This is a genomic window from Enterococcus sp. FDAARGOS_553 (assembly GCF_003812305.1).
Lineage (GTDB): Bacteria > Bacillota > Bacilli > Lactobacillales > Enterococcaceae > Enterococcus_D > Enterococcus_D gallinarum.
This window is the reverse complement of record NZ_CP033740.1, coordinates 1715357-1727790: the sequence shown is the minus strand read 5'-3', so window position 1 is coordinate 1727790 and position 12434 is coordinate 1715357. Positions and strand designations below refer to the sequence as shown.

The 12434-nt window shown below is 41.6% G+C and carries 14 protein-coding genes; 5 read left to right on the top strand and 9 right to left on the bottom strand.

All coding sequences use genetic code 11. The features are described from left to right. The first annotated feature begins 45 nt into the window (after window positions 1-45). On the top strand, window positions 46-579 hold the full coding sequence (locus tag EGX73_RS08780) for a 3'-5' exonuclease (protein ID WP_005471732.1): 534 nt from the start codon (window positions 46-48) through the stop codon (window positions 577-579). Window positions 580-625: 46 nt separating this feature from the next. Here EGX73_RS08780 and EGX73_RS08775 read toward each other — a convergent pair whose 3' ends face one another. From EGX73_RS08775 to EGX73_RS08755, 5 genes are all read right to left on the bottom strand, one after another. After that, on the bottom strand, window positions 626-1147 hold the full coding sequence (locus tag EGX73_RS08775; protein ID WP_005471730.1) for a GNAT family N-acetyltransferase: 522 nt from the start codon (window positions 1145-1147) through the stop codon (window positions 626-628). 5 nt (window positions 1148-1152) lie between these two features. Next, entirely contained in the window at window positions 1153-1680 is a 528-nt protein-coding gene (locus tag EGX73_RS08770) for a GNAT family N-acetyltransferase (RefSeq protein ID WP_003127461.1), read from the bottom strand. After that, on the bottom strand, window positions 1673-2146 hold the full coding sequence (tsaE, locus tag EGX73_RS08765) for a tRNA (adenosine(37)-N6)-threonylcarbamoyltransferase complex ATPase subunit type 1 TsaE (RefSeq protein ID WP_003127460.1): 474 nt from the start codon (window positions 2144-2146) through the stop codon (window positions 1673-1675). The genes EGX73_RS08770 and tsaE overlap by 8 nt, the downstream gene beginning before the upstream one ends. 455 nt (window positions 2147-2601) lie before the next feature. After that, window positions 2602-3585: a phosphate acetyltransferase gene (gene pta, locus EGX73_RS08760; protein ID WP_003127459.1), complete on the bottom strand. Its 984-nt coding sequence runs from the start codon at window positions 3583-3585 to the stop codon at window positions 2602-2604. A 141-nt stretch (window positions 3586-3726) separates the two neighbouring features. Then, window positions 3727-4416: a uracil-DNA glycosylase gene (locus EGX73_RS08755; RefSeq protein WP_003127458.1), complete on the bottom strand. Its 690-nt coding sequence runs from the start codon at window positions 4414-4416 to the stop codon at window positions 3727-3729. A gap of 128 nt (window positions 4417-4544) precedes the next feature. Between EGX73_RS08755 and EGX73_RS08750 the strand changes: the two genes are divergently transcribed. Then, window positions 4545-5414, top strand: a complete 870-nt coding sequence (locus tag EGX73_RS08750; protein ID WP_005471720.1) for a Cof-type HAD-IIB family hydrolase — start codon at window positions 4545-4547, stop codon at window positions 5412-5414. 38 nt (window positions 5415-5452) lie between these two features. Next, entirely contained in the window at window positions 5453-5974 is a 522-nt protein-coding gene (locus EGX73_RS08745; RefSeq protein ID WP_003127456.1) for an LURP-one-related/scramblase family protein, read from the top strand. A gap of 5 nt (window positions 5975-5979) precedes the next feature. On the opposite strand, the gene EGX73_RS08740 is transcribed toward EGX73_RS08745, so the two are convergent. Then, on the bottom strand, window positions 5980-6546 hold the full coding sequence (locus EGX73_RS08740; protein ID WP_005471718.1) for an N-acetyltransferase: 567 nt from the start codon (window positions 6544-6546) through the stop codon (window positions 5980-5982). Window positions 6547-6639: 93 nt separating this feature from the next. Continuing rightward, the gene (locus tag EGX73_RS08735; RefSeq protein ID WP_003127453.1) at window positions 6640-7017 is read right to left on the bottom strand and encodes a VOC family protein; all 378 of its coding nucleotides are present in this window, start codon (window positions 7015-7017) and stop codon (window positions 6640-6642) included. Between the two features lie 112 nt (window positions 7018-7129). On the opposite strand from EGX73_RS08735, the gene nrdI reads away from it, so the two are divergent. Beyond that, window positions 7130-7567 (top strand): class Ib ribonucleoside-diphosphate reductase assembly flavoprotein NrdI, encoded by a 438-nt coding sequence (gene nrdI / locus EGX73_RS08730; protein WP_005471716.1) that lies wholly within the window; start codon window positions 7130-7132, stop codon window positions 7565-7567. Window positions 7568-7621: 54 nt separating this feature from the next. Next, on the top strand, window positions 7622-9268 hold the full coding sequence (locus tag EGX73_RS08725) for a DNA mismatch repair protein MutS (protein WP_005471715.1): 1647 nt from the start codon (window positions 7622-7624) through the stop codon (window positions 9266-9268). A 192-nt stretch (window positions 9269-9460) separates the two neighbouring features. On the opposite strand, the gene EGX73_RS08720 is transcribed toward EGX73_RS08725, so the two are convergent. Next, the gene (locus EGX73_RS08720) at window positions 9461-11251 is read right to left on the bottom strand and encodes an LTA synthase family protein (protein ID WP_231477828.1); all 1791 of its coding nucleotides are present in this window, start codon (window positions 11249-11251) and stop codon (window positions 9461-9463) included. A gap of 316 nt (window positions 11252-11567) precedes the next feature. Further along, the gene (nadE, locus tag EGX73_RS08715; protein WP_003127449.1) at window positions 11568-12392 is read right to left on the bottom strand and encodes an ammonia-dependent NAD(+) synthetase; all 825 of its coding nucleotides are present in this window, start codon (window positions 12390-12392) and stop codon (window positions 11568-11570) included. Between the last annotated feature and the right edge of the window lie 42 nt (window positions 12393-12434).

Below are 12434 nucleotides of genomic sequence, written 5' to 3'. Positions count from 1 at the left end.
TTTCATTTCAAAGATTTGTGCTAGAATAGCTTTGAGGTGAAGGCAATGAATTTTATCGCAATGGACTTTGAAACAGCCAATTATCAAAAGCACAGTGCTTGTTCATTGGCATTAGTCATGGTTCGGGACAGTAAAATTGTTGGAGAATACTACACGTTGATCCAGCCGGAGACAGATTTCTTTTGGAAAAATATCCAAATCCATGGCATTCATCCGGAAGACGTCGTCAATGCTCCTAAATTTCCTGACATTTGGAAACAAATCCAGCAATATTATAATCTCAACAGTCTGATCGTTGCCCACAATGCTGGTTTCGATACTGGCGTTTTAGCTGGATGTCTTGATTACTATGGGATAGAACAGCCAAATTATCTTTCACTCTGTACAGTACGTACAAGCCGCAAACTCTATCCTGAATTCGAGAATCACAAGCTGAATACTGTCTGCCAACAGCTGCAGATTCCTTTGCTGAATCACCACGACGCCCTTGAAGATAGTCGTGCCTGTGCTCAGATCTTATTACGTCAAGAAAACGATTTCGGGATCGACCCATTAAAAAAACTGGTACTCGTAAAATGAGTATCAGTTTTTTACTTTTCTTCTTACTTTCTTACTCTTTTGTCTTTCAGTTATTTGTTGAAAGCCAATAACGACGAGTACTATTCCCATTTACCGGATCGATCCATATATCTTCTAATTGACCACCATTTTTTTCAATGACCTTAGCAGATGCTTGATTGTGAGCATCGCATGTCACCAGTACTTTTTCTATTCCGAAGCTTTTGGCAATCGACAAGGATTGAGCAAGCATTGCTGTCCCATATCCTTTTTGGCGATACGTTTTTTTCACAGAATAACCGATATGACCGCCTTGCTGCAGCAAATAGTCGTTGAGCTCTAGCCGCAGATTCAAGATTCCGATGACTGTATCTGCTTGTTTTGCAAGATAAACCCGACTAATGACATGACTAGCAGGAACAGTTGCCGGTGATTTGTAGGCTTCTTGCAGTTCAAGCCATTTTTCGATTGTCTCCGCTGTTTCTAGCCCAGAACCTCCGTGGATAGTTTCATTGTCTTCTAAAAATGATGCGCGATAAGCTGTTAACTGTTCTTTGTCTGCTAGGGCCGGTTCAACAAGCAGGATCATCCTTCTCACTCCTCATCAACTAGTTTTGCCATCATTAGAACATCAATTCGTTGCCCATCTTTTGTTTGGGCGGCTTGTTTCATACAACCTTCAATTTCAAATCCGTACTTTTGATATAAATGGATAGCTCGTTCATTGCGCGCTTGGACCGTCAACTCCAAGCGTGTCAACAACCCTACTTCACTGACCCATTCAAGCAATTCTTCTAAAAGAAGTGACCCTAGTCCCATTCCCCAATAGTCTTTTAAAATCGATAGACCTATTTCTCCTACATGGGCCATGCGCCATTCCGAATAACCTTTGATAGAAGCCATACCAATAATTCGTTCTCCATCAAGAGCTAACAATAGGAGGTGATTGTCTTGTTCATACAAGCTTTCTAGTTGCTGTGCCAACATTGCTTCAGGCAGGGCGAGGCCTGTTTCATCCATGACCAAAAAGTCAGTTTCTTGACCAATCTTTTGACTGACTGCCAAGAGTTCTGCCGCATCTTCGCCCCGAGCCTCACGCAGTGTCAAATGAATGTCACTCATTATCTGCCTCCCATTGCGCCAAAATACGCTGTTGGAAAGCCTCAGCTTTCGGACCAAATGTAAGCAATTTCACAAAACGTTTTTGCTCTTCTGTATTATCTTTTTCCAAAATCAGTTCCAAATAATCTTCCGGTAAAGACTCTTCCAGAAGATTTCCCCACTCGATCACAGAAAGACCATCACCTTCAAAATAATCATCTAATCCCAAGTCTGATGCGCCAAATTCTACCCGGTAAATATCCATATGATAGAGTGGCAACCGACCTTCAGTATATTCACGAATAATCGTATAGGTTGGGCTTTTGATCAGTTGACTGATCCCCAGACCTCGAGCGATCCCTTTGGTCAACGTCGTTTTACCGGCTCCCAGTTCCCCAGTTAACACCAAATTGTCTCCAGGCAGGGCCACTCTGCCAATCACTTCGGCAAATTTTTCTGTTGCATCTAAATCAGCGATCGTTATCATGTTTGATCCGTCCTTTATCTTTTCACTTGCTGTTAGTAGTTAGTATAGCTTGTTTTAGAATCAAAAGTAAAGAGCGTACCGTCGCAAGGAGTTTGAAAGAAAAGCCATTTTTATCCTGCTGTGGGCAGTATTTTTGGAAGCGACGCCCCTCATCTTGCTTTGCCTGCAATTGTTTCTAAGCTTGTTGCGCTAACTAGACTTCCATGCCACTCTAAGGGCAATCGTTGTGATTCATACTGAGGTTACTACGCTTTCTTTGCTCCCCGCTGCTCATCATCTGCTCTCTGCTTCGCAAGCCAATCGCAGTGATTCAGGCTGAAGGTTACTACGCTCCCTTTAGTCGCCTAGTACTGCTCATCATCAACTCTGTCTTGCTATGCAAGCCAATCGTTGTGATTCGCAGCAAAAAGCCGTTCCTTGACAAAAGGAACGGCTTGGTTGTTTGATTAGTTATCTTATTTATCCATCAATGTTTGTGCTGCTGTGATGATGGATAGTTTGTAGACGTCTTCTTCGTTTGATCCGCGAGAAAGGTCTGAGATTGGTTTGTTCAATCCTTGCAGGATTGGTCCAATTGCTTCGAAGTTACCGAAGCGTTGTGCGATTTTGTAGCCAATGTTTCCAGATTGTAAATCTGGGAAGACAAAGACCGTTGCTTTACCAGCTACTTCTGATTCTGGTGCTTTTAATTGAGCGACAGCTGAAATGTAAGCAGCATCGAATTGCAATTCACCATCGATTTCGTACTCAGGCGCCAATTCTTGGGCAATTTTTGTTGCTTCAACCACTTTATCGACTTCTGGTGCTTTAGCTGAACCTTTTGTCGAGAAGCTAAGCATGGCAACTTTTGGATCGATATCAAATAATTCCGCTGTTTTTGCTGAATCAACAGCGATCTCTGCTAATTCTTGGGCAGAAGGGTTCACATTGATGGCACAGTCAGAAAATAGGTATTTTTCTTGATCACGACCACGAACCATCAAAAAGGCACCACTTGTGCGGCTCACGCCTGGTTTTGTTTTAATGATCTGCAATGCAGGTCTAACCGTATCGCCCGTTGAATGGATCGCACCTGAAACCATTCCTTCAGTGATCCCCATGTAAGTTAACATCGTACCAAAATAATTAACATCTTTTAAGATTTCTTCGGCTTGCTCTTTTGTTGCTTTGCCGTTTCGGCGCTCAACAAAAGCTTCGACCATTTCATCCCACCGGTCATAGTTTTCAGGATCTAGGATCTCAAAATTAGCGATGTTGATTCCTCGAGCTTCCGCTGCTTTCTCAATCTCAGCAGGGTTACCAATCAAAACTGGTTCTACCAATTCTTCTGAACGTAGACGGCTTGCTGCACCAAGGATACGAGGATCTGTTGCTTCTGGGAAAACGATTTTGATATGACGACGCACGATTTTAAATTTTAAACTTTCGAATAGTTCCACGGGTAAAGACCTCCAGTTTTTTTATACCCTTACATTGTACAATAGTTGCAAAAAAAAGAACAGATAAAAATGCTGTACTAATCGAAAAAGATAATTTTTGTTACACAATTCACAGTCCGTCTCTTCTGCACTACTACAGTTTCACACCTGTACTATTTTTTCTGGTAATTGCCAGTCAATTGGTGTTTCATCCAATGCGATCAATGCTTGATTGATTTTTGAAAATGGTTTCGATCCAAAGAAACCACGACTGGCAGATAACGGACTTGGATGGGGAGATTCTATGATGATATGCTTTTTCGTATCGATCAACGCTTTCTTTTGCTGGGCTGGTTTTCCCCATAATACAAAGATCACTGGTTTATCCCGTTGATTCAGCTTTTCGATGATAGTATCTGTCAATCGTTCCCATCCTTTGCCTCGATGCGAATAAGCCTGTCCTTCACGAACTGTCAACACCGTATTTAGTAGTAAAATTCCTTGTTGCGCCCAAGGAACCAAATAACCGTGAGAGACTGGCGCGATGCCTAGATCACTTTGCAATTCCTTATAGATATTGCGTAAAGAAGGCGGAATCCGTACTCCGGGTTGGACTGAAAAAGATAACCCATGGGCTTGATGCGGACCATGATATGGATCTTGTCCTAAGATCACTACTTTCACTTCATGATACGGAGTCAGCTTCAGTGCTTCATAAATATGGTCCATTGCCGGGTGGATCTTCTGTGTTGCATATTCTACTTTCAAAAATTCCCGTAACTGTTGGTAATAAGTTTGATCGAAGGAAGCTTGCAAAACTTCTTGCCAATCATTTTCTAAAATCTTTCTCATCGTCTCGCTCCTTTGCTTTTAGTTAAGGATAACAAAAGATCTGCCTAAGAAACAAGGAGACATTCTCAAAAATAATTGCTGATTTGTGGTACACTATTCTATAGAAACCATAAGAAAGGACGCTGACAATGATAAAATTAATCGCTTCTGATATGGATGGTACTTTACTAAACGCCAACATGCAGATTTCAGAAGAAAATATCCAAGCGATCAAATATGCCCAATCCCAAGGAGTCGAATTCATGGTGGCCACTGGGCGCAACCGGAAAGAAGCTCTGCCGCCTTTGCAAGAAGCCGGTATTGATTGTGCTATGATCACACTTAATGGTGCACAAGTGTTTGACAAATCAGGAACTTCTTTATTCACCGTTCCTATTTCTAAAGAAAAAACCCGTTCATTGATGGACTTATTAAGAGAAAAAGACATTTATTTTGAGATTTCCACGAGCAATGGCATTTATTCAGAAAGCCAGACGCGCCGAATCGAGAATTTTGCGATCCATACAGCAGAAGCAATGCCCCATCTGACCCACAAAATGGCCATTGCCATGACTGCTGCACGACTAGCTTTTCTTCCCATCAATTATGTCAAAGACTTCAATGAACTGTTTGCGATTGAAGATCTGGAAATCTTAAAAATCATTTGCTTCCATCAAGATGGCGCGCGTGTTTTAGGACCGATCACACAAGAAATCGATGGTTATGGCGACTTAGTGGTTACTTCTTCCGGACAAAACAATATTGAAATCAATCATCGCAATGCCCAAAAAGGGATCGCGGTGGCACACGTTGCTAAAGAGCGAGCGATTCAACTGTCGGATGTCATGACGATTGGTGACAACTTGAATGATGTCAGCATGATACAGCTTGCTGGTGTCAGCTTTGCTATGGGTAACGGGGAAATCGAAGTCAAAGAATATGCGAAGTATCTGACGGATACTAACATTGAATCAGGAGTCGGCAAAGCAATTATTCGGGCAATCGATGAGAATTTATAATTGACGCAGCTTTTCGGGATACAAGAGGAGGCGTAGATATGTCGGAATTTTTTATTCAAGACAGACAACTCAGCAGTATCACGCGAACGATCGTTAAAGACGAAAAGGGCAAATCGTTATTCTTGATGGTCGGGCGCTGGGGAACTAAAGGCGATGCACTTTCCCTCTATCGTTTGGACGGCACACTGGTCGCCAGTATTAAGCAAATTAGTTTTACCTTTGGCACACGATTTGAGATCTACAAGGACTTTGAAAAAGTAGGTACGTTACAAAAAATTTTCAACTGGCCTGGGGATTTTTATTATATCCAACAGCTCCATTGGGCTGTCCATGGGGATATCTACAATCATCGGTATGCGATCCATCATTTCAACAAGAAGATCATGGAAATGGATAAAGCAACACTATTGACTGGCGATTATTATGTGATCGATGTGGTCAACGATGAGGATGCGCCAGTTTGCATTTGTATTGCTGCGATTATGGATTATTGGCTCTACAATCGCAAACGCAAGACCCAGCAACATTTGGAGTTACGATTAACGAACGAAACCAGCTGAGATACTCAACTGGTTTCTTTTTGCATATGATCATATAGATGACCACTGATCTTTCGTTCAGCAACCACTTGAAAACCGTGACGTTCATAGAGACGTTTGGCGTGTGGATTGGCTTTATCGACACTTAAACCAATTGTGGTATAGCCATCTCGTTGGGCAATTTTTGGCAGTGCAGCCAATAAAGCTGAGCCAACCCCTTTTCCACGGAATTTTTCATCGACACAAATGGTATCTAAGTACCATTCGTTCTGCAACGTTTCTTGATCAACGAACAGTTTCATTTCTTTATCCAAACCGTAGGACTCCAGAATCTTCGTTAACGGTTCATCAATGGTAGGTTCATCTTTATCTGGGTAACCAAAAGCAACCCCAGCCACTTGTCCATCGATTTCATTGACCAATCCTCTGGTATAACCATAACGATAATCAGGCTCTAACATCGCTTCAGCCAAGATCTCGAGCGTTTTTTCTTCTCCTATTTCTGCCACAAACGGTAATTCCATATCTTTTAAAATGACTAAAACAAGTTTCGCCATAGCAAAACGATCTTCTTTTTGTGCAAATCGAATCACGATTTCTCCTCCTTGTGTTTTCTTCAGAATAACAGCATTTTTTTGTCATCCGAAGTAAAAAAGTGTCGTTGCGCTTCGAATGAATCCTCGATACTATTCGTGTAGTTCCAGTGGCAACCCATCTGGGTCTTGGAAGAATGTCATTTTTTTATTCGTAAAGCTGTCAAAGCGAATCGGCTCACACGTAATTCCTTTTGTTTTAAGTTCTGCTACCACTTTCTCAATGTTTGTTACTCGAAAAGCCAAGTGTCGTAAGCCGGTTGCTTCCGGATAACTTGCTCGTTTAGGTGGTTGATCCACGATAAACAACTCAATCTCAGATGAGCCAAAAGCCAAATCAATTTTGGTATCGTTTTTTTCGGGACGATGGTGCTCACGGATCACCTTAAATCCTAATTTGTCGACATAAAATGATTTTGCTCGTTGGTAATCACTGGCAATAATGGCCACATGATGCATCTCAGAAAACATATGCTCACTCCTTTTCTATCTACTTAGTTTACCTATTTTTCCTTCCTTTGGCTACAAAAGACCTGCTCTATTTTATTTTGATTCTGTTATACTGGATACGGAAGGTGATGACATGAAACTACTTTATATTTCAATCTCAGGAAATACCCGGGCATTTGTCAAACGACTAATGGACTATGCCGCCCAGCAACCAACAGCGCATCCTCTAGAATGGTCCGTCAAAGAAATTGATGACAATTCCATTTTCGAAGAAGAAAGCGAACCTTTTGTCGTGTTTGTGCCGACCTATCTTGAAGGCGGCAACGGCGTAGATAATGGGGATCAGGAAATTTTGACAGAAACCATGCGGGAGTATATTGATTATGCGGATAATGCCCGCTATTGTCGCGGTGTGATCGGCAGCGGCAACAAAAATTTCAATTATCAATACTGCCTGACTGCCAAACAATATGCTGAACAGTTCCAGATTCCATTTCTAGCTGATTTTGAACTGCGAGGAACAACGCAGGACATCGCACGCATTTATGATGTCTTGCGTAAAATCAATTAACCTAGAAGGAGCAGGAGCTAGATCCTGCTTTTGCTCCTAGAAACGGAGAAAAACATGGACGCAAAATATATGGTTATCTTGATTATCTTGTTCGTTAGTGCACTTATTATTGGCTTAGATACTTGGAACCGAATAAAATTAAGACGTCGCGTCAAACAAGAATGGGGAAAATTCCCCCGTCAGCCTCGCTTTGACAAAGAAGAAAGCCTCAAAAAGGCCTGGATGGTAGAGAAAGATTTTTATCCCCATGATAGTGAGATCGATGACATTACTTGGTATGACTTAGACTTATTCGAGGTTTTTGAAATGATCAACAGTACTTACTCCAGTGTAGGTTCTGAAGCTCTCTATCAGCAGTTGCGCAACTTTCAATTTAAGCCGGATCGACAGCTGACCGCGTTAATTGATTTTTTCGCAGCCAATCCAAAAATTCGCGAAGATACCCAATATACCTTTGCCCAACTTGGGAAACTGGATAATAACTTTTCCAAAAACTATCTGGCATCAGGGAAGAAAGAAAGTATTGGCAACTTGCCTGTCTTTATTTTATTGGGCTGTTTGCCGATTGTTGGGCTGATTTTGATAGCTTTTGGCTTTTTGCCAGGAATTGCAGTGATTTTGATAAGCGTCCTCTTTAATACGGTTTACTATTCGATCAAAAAAGCCACACTAGAAACAGAACTCAACAGTATGCGCTATCTAGTTCAGACAGTGGCCTGCGGCAACAAGATTGCCAAACTTGCCACACCATTACAAGAGCAAATCAAAAAAGAACTGCTGCCTCTGAAAAAAATCCCCCGATTCGGCGTTTCTTTTCGTTCAAAAAATGGCAGTGAAGGCGATATGCTTTTTGAATACATCAATATCATCTTTATGCTGCCTTTTATCTCGTACCATTACGTCGTTACCTTATTGGCTCGATACAATCAACAAGCGATCGCATTATGGGAATTGTTAGGCAAGTTGGAAATTGCTTGCGCGATCCTTAATTTCCGTACCTATATGCCGATCACTTGTATCCCTGAATTCAAAAAAGGAACGGTCAGCGCAAAAGGGACCTATCATCCCCTTCTGACTGAAGCTGTCATGAATGATGTCGACTGGCAAACCAATACACTGGTAACCGGGTCAAACGCTTCTGGCAAATCGACCTATGTCAAAAGCATCGCTATCAATTGTCTATTGGCGCAAACTATCCAAACAGCTGTTGCTGAATCCTTTACGATGGAACCTGGTCATGTGTTGACCTCAATGGCGGTCGAAGACGATTTGTTTGAGGGCGATAGCTATTTTGTTGCAGAAATCAAGTCGATCAAACGATTGTTGGAACAAGTTCAGCAAAAAGAACGCTGCTATTGCTTTGTCGATGAGATACTGAAGGGAACCAATACGATTGAGCGGATCGCTGCTTCTGCTAGTATCATTCATTGGTTGAGCCGTTATACAAGTTTGGCTTTTATTGCGACTCATGATATTGAACTGACTGAAATATTGAAAAATGACTGCAGCAATATCCATTTTTCTGAACAAGTCACAGCCGATGACGGTATCTCTTTTGACTATAAGGTCAAACAAGGTCCTTCAACAAGCCGTAATGCGATTGCCCTACTGCGAGTGCTTGGTTATCCGAAATCAATCGTTGAACAGGCTGAAAATGAAGCAGCTTACTTCAATCAGCAACGGACTTGGCAAGATCTATAATGACCTACAAGAAATCTGTGATCCTTAGTAGAGACATGCTGCTTAAAACACATCGCTAGGATTGCTCAATAAATAAAGGCTATGACAAAAGAAAGACATTTAGCGAAGAAACCAGCCTACTCTGAATAAGAGCAATGTGTTTCTTCCTTGATCCTTCTTTTGTCACAGCCTTTTTATGTTAGACAATTTTTCTTAGCCAAATAAATCTGTCTGTAAACTATATTGTTTTCCTTGTAAAATGTCATATTGAATCAGCTGATAGTCTTCATAGAGCTGCCGTGATTTCGCATCTAAGCTTAGCTCACTTCGCCACTGTTCGCCTTGGTAATACTGCCCATGTTCAAAAGCCGGCAATTTTTCTTGCAGTGCTAGCAGCAACGCATAAAATCCATTGATTGGTTGCTGACTTTCATTCAACACGTTAGGTGCAAAGTAAAAGGGACTCGTTACCGGAACAGTGTCAGTTGAAAAGGTTCCATCAGAATCCACCATCAAGAATTCCGTTTCATGCAGCGCAGCAGTATCATTTTGATCTTTAATCGCATCCGAGTAGATGCCTGGCAGGTGATCCCCCCAGAAAACGACTACTGTTCTTCGATTCAGCTGCTTCAATTGTTCAATAAAGTCTTTTAGTGCGGTACTACTGTAAGAGATATCTTGCAGATAGTTTTCAAGAGCAGTTATATTTCCATCGCCTGTGGCTTGATAATTTAATGTCTGATACTTTCCTTCATAAGGCATATGGGTCTGCATCGTCACCAAGTGAACGAATTGCGGCTTTTTCTCATCTGACAAAAGAGACAGAACTTCTTTATAAGCAGAAGCATCCGAGATATAAGGATTGTTCTCGATCTTGTCCGTGTAAGTCATCGTGTCTTGATCCAAAAAGGTTTGAAAACCCATCACATCATAGACATCTTTCCGCTTGTACATCGATGTATCATAGGGGTGGATCGCAGTCGCATCATATCCTTGTTTTTGCAAGAATGAGACCACTGAAGGCAATTGTGTCAATTTAGGGACCAGCATCGTGTAAGGCGTGGTCATTTGCGGATTCAACAACCCCATTGAAAAACTGGTCAATGCTTCAAATTCAATGTTTGCAGTCCCGCCACCATAATTTTGCGACAACATTTTCCCACTGATCGTTTGATCGGCTACCGCATAATAATCCTTCAAAGGATCCCCTGTAATCGTCAGTCCTTTTAGATGGCTCGGATCAGAAAAGCTTTCGCTCATGACATAAACGATATTTGGCGCTTCTTGGTCACGCGTTTTGTTTGTTTCGCCAGCTTCAGCGGTATATTTTTTGGCAATTTCTTTTATCGCAGCTTCAGAATAACCCGCTGGTTGTTCCATTGCATCGACCCGCAGATTGAATAGAAACCCACCAATAAAACCGGTATTGTAGTAATTCATTTTTTGTGAATAAGGGATCCATAATGCGGTCCGGTTATACGCTTTTCTAAGCAAATTATTGCTGTCATTAAAATGCGAAACATAAACTAAACCAACTGTACAAACGAGCATTGTCAGCCCTCTGAGGATCTGTTTCTTTTTTGACAATTTACGGCTGCGATAAATACTCCAGATAATTGCCCCCACTGCGAGTATCACACATAGCATCGCCAAGACGAAGGGGCCTGTTCCGATCATCGTATGCAGCAAATCAAACTGAGTGATCATTTTCAAATCATCTGGATAGATTGGTTCTTGCCGATAAGCCATCTTGAGGTAATTTGCATAACCCAAGATCCCGATCACAATGCTATAAAACAGCGCCCCGACTCCAAGGGATCCAGCCAGACTTGTCAATAACCCATAGAAAAGCAGCAGCACCAGACAAGCTAAGAAAAACTTTTCTGTGTGCCAAGAAAAAGCAAATTTTAATGCTAGCTCAACAGAAAGGTTGTTTTGACACCATTGTAGATAAAGGTTGCTAAAGAGAATCAAAATAAAACTACCGATTAGTTTTAGCCCCATCTGCAACTTGGGATGAATCTTTCTTTTCACGAAGGACATTCCTCCTTTTCTAACCATAACCTGTATTTTATGCTTTGCGATTTAGAATGTAAAGAGCCGTTTGCTTGTTTTGTTTTTTTATTCTTGCCATTCTTCCTTGAAGAGAGTTATGACTAAGATAAAAAAAAACAAAAAATCCCGAACAATCTATGAAATCCAGAAGACCTCGTTGAGCGATACAGCGAGGCCTCTCGGAAAAAATTCATTCATAAATCGTTCGGATATTTATTTTCTCCTAGATGCGATGGACCAAAAACTATCACAGAGTAAAAAAGATTTATTTCCAGAAGTCGTCAAAGATTGATATTGGCAGATGCCGTTTATGCTGTGTTTTGTGCCACCAATTTTCAATCGTTTGTTGCGCATTTGGTGAAACGGTCTTTCCTTCCAAGTAATCATCGATCTCATCATAAGTCACACCAAGTGCTACTTCGTCAGCGATCATTGGTTTGCCATCTTCCAAATCAGCAGTAGGAACCTTTTTGTACAGTGCTTCCGGCGCTCCTAATTCTTGCAACAATTGACGTCCTTGACGTTTATTCAAACGAAATAGCGGCAAGAGGTCAGCTCCGCCATCACCAAATTTTGTAAAGAAACCGGTGATGTTTTCGGCCGCGTGATCTGTTCCTAAAACAGCGCCAGCTTTTTCGCCTGCAACGGCATATTGAGTAATCATCCGCTGACGTGCCTTGATGTTGCCTTTATTAAAATCAGAAACAGGTAAGCCAGCTTCTTCGACGGCTGCCACTTGCGCATCGACGGCTGCTTTGATATTCACTCGTAATGTAATGTCCGGTTTGATAAATTCGATGGCTTTTTTGGCATCTTCTTCGTCAGCCTGTTCTCCATAAGGTAAGCGGATCGCAATGAACTGATAATTGGGATCATTCGTCTCACTGCGCATTTCTTCCATTGTCAACTGAGCCAATCGACCAGCCAGTGTTGAATCTTGTCCACCGCTGATCCCTAAAACAAGAGTTTTCAAAAAGGGATTTTTTTGAAGATATGCTTTTAAAAATTCAATGCTATTACGAATCTCTGCTTTCGCATCAATTGTTGGAACTACGCCTAACTCGCGAATGATTTCTTGTTGCAATGTCATAGAAACGCCTCCTAATTTTTTTGAAGATTGGTCCTAGCTTTC

Excerpts from the sequence above, each read along its gene's own strand:
- EGX73_RS08780 (WP_005471732.1), top strand. The coding sequence starts at position 46 with ATGAATTTTATCGCAATGGACTTTGAAACAGCCAATTATCAAAAGCAC.
- EGX73_RS08775 (WP_005471730.1), bottom strand. The coding sequence starts at position 1,147 with ATGATCCTGCTTGTTGAACCGGCCCTAGCAGACAAAGAACAGTTAACA.
- EGX73_RS08770 (WP_003127461.1), bottom strand. The coding sequence starts at position 1,680 with ATGAGTGACATTCATTTGACACTGCGTGAGGCTCGGGGCGAAGATGCG.
- tsaE (WP_003127460.1), bottom strand. The coding sequence starts at position 2,146 with ATGATAACGATCGCTGATTTAGATGCAACAGAAAAATTTGCCGAAGTG.
- EGX73_RS08755 (WP_003127458.1), bottom strand. The coding sequence starts at position 4,416 with ATGAGAAAGATTTTAGAAAATGATTGGCAAGAAGTTTTGCAAGCTTCC.
- EGX73_RS08750 (WP_005471720.1), top strand. The coding sequence starts at position 4,545 with ATGATAAAATTAATCGCTTCTGATATGGATGGTACTTTACTAAACGCC.
- EGX73_RS08745 (WP_003127456.1), top strand. The coding sequence starts at position 5,453 with ATGTCGGAATTTTTTATTCAAGACAGACAACTCAGCAGTATCACGCGA.
- EGX73_RS08735 (WP_003127453.1), bottom strand. The coding sequence starts at position 7,017 with ATGTTTTCTGAGATGCATCATGTGGCCATTATTGCCAGTGATTACCAA.
- nrdI (WP_005471716.1), top strand. The coding sequence starts at position 7,130 with ATGAAACTACTTTATATTTCAATCTCAGGAAATACCCGGGCATTTGTC.
- EGX73_RS08725 (WP_005471715.1), top strand. The coding sequence starts at position 7,622 with ATGGACGCAAAATATATGGTTATCTTGATTATCTTGTTCGTTAGTGCA.
- EGX73_RS08720 (WP_231477828.1), bottom strand. The coding sequence starts at position 11,251 with ATGGGGCTAAAACTAATCGGTAGTTTTATTTTGATTCTCTTTAGCAAC.
- nadE (WP_003127449.1), bottom strand. The coding sequence starts at position 12,392 with ATGACATTGCAACAAGAAATCATTCGCGAGTTAGGCGTAGTTCCAACA.